Source organism: Halomonas sp. (genome assembly GCF_031581305.1).
Taxonomy (GTDB): Bacteria; Pseudomonadota; Gammaproteobacteria; order Pseudomonadales; family Halomonadaceae; genus Halomonas.
Genome location: NZ_JAVLBC010000231.1, coordinates 3,085 through 4,479, shown reverse-complemented (window position 1 = coordinate 4,479; position 1,395 = coordinate 3,085). Strand labels below are relative to the sequence as shown.

Genomic DNA, 1,395 nt, shown 5'->3' with positions numbered 1-1,395 from the left:
TTGGACGGGGAGGGGGGGGGGTGATGCTGGCCGACGCGTCGTCCCTGGTGCCCGACCGGGTCCGCGAGGCCCTGGAAAGGGGGCAGGCCGGGCTGTTCCGCAAGGGCGGCTGGTGGGGTGGGCAGGTGCTGGTGTATGTGCCCCTGGTGTCCCGCGGCTGGGGGCTGCTGGTGCAGATTCCCGCCCGGGCGTTCTACGGCTCGGCCTATCACGAACTGCGCTGGCCCGCCATCCTGGTGCTGGTGCTGATGGCCCTGGGCGCCTTCGTCACGGCACGCACCATCAGTCCGCTGTTGTCGCGTATCACCGATCAGGCCGGGCGGCTGCGCATCTCGGCCAACTATGATCCCCTGACCGGCCTCCCCAACCGGGCGCACCTCCATGAGCGACTCAGCATGGCCCTGGAGCGTGCGGGAGCGACGCATGGGCAGCTGGCAGTGCTGTTTCTCGACCTTGATCACTTCAAGGGCATCAACGACAGCCTGGGTCATACCCAGGGGGATCGTTTGCTCCAGGCGGTGGGCCAGCGCTTGGCCGGGGTGGTGCGTGACGGGGATGTCCTGGGGCGGCTGGGGGGAGACGAGTTCCTGCTGGTCATGGAGCATCTGCACGCCCCTGCGGATGCCGATCAGATGGCCAGGAAGCTGATCGATACCCTGATACAGCCCTTTGATATCGATGAGCACGAGATCTTCATCGGTGCTTCCATCGGCATCAGTCTCTATCCTTGCGACGGGCGCAGTGCCGAGCAGCTGATCCAGCATGCCGACACCGCCATGTACGCCGCCAAGGCGCTGAAGCGTAACACCTGGCAGTTCTTCACCCCCGCGCTGGGCGAGGCGAGTCGCGAGCGCTTTGCCATGGATACCGGGCTACGCCGGGCCCTGGAACGTGGTGAGCTGGTACTGCATTTTCAACCCCAGGCCCGGGTGGCGGGCGGCCAGGTGTTCGGGGCCGAGGCCCTGGTGCGCTGGACGACACCCGAGGGCGAGCTGATCGGCCATGCCGACGAGGGGCTCGAGCGGCTTCACGGCTTGCGCCTGCTGGGTGTGGAGCTGGCCGTGGATGACGTCGGCACCGGCTATTCCTCGCTTTCCTACCTCAAGCGCCTTCCGGTGCAGTGCCTGAAGATCGACCAGTCCTTTGTCGCCGATGTGCCTGGTGACCCCGACGACGAGACGATCGTCGCCGCCATCCTGTCGATCGCCGAGCGCCTGGGGCTGGACGTGATCGCCGAGGGGGTGGAGACCGCCGAGCAGCTGGCCTTCCTCAAGGGCTTGGGCTGTCCCGCGTATCAGGGCGACTACCTGAGTCCGCCGCTCACGGCGGAACAGTTCGAGCATTACTGGGGCGGTGGGGAGTGGTCCGCGAGTCCTGAGCCGGCCGCCGCTTCCC

General features: G+C 67.2%; 1 protein-coding gene. It reads left to right on the top strand.

The genetic code is table 11. From position 1 onward, the window contains the following. The coding region (locus tag RI841_RS14710; RefSeq protein ID WP_310706383.1) for a diguanylate cyclase domain-containing protein at positions 1-1,395 on the top strand (1,395 nt) is incomplete at both ends.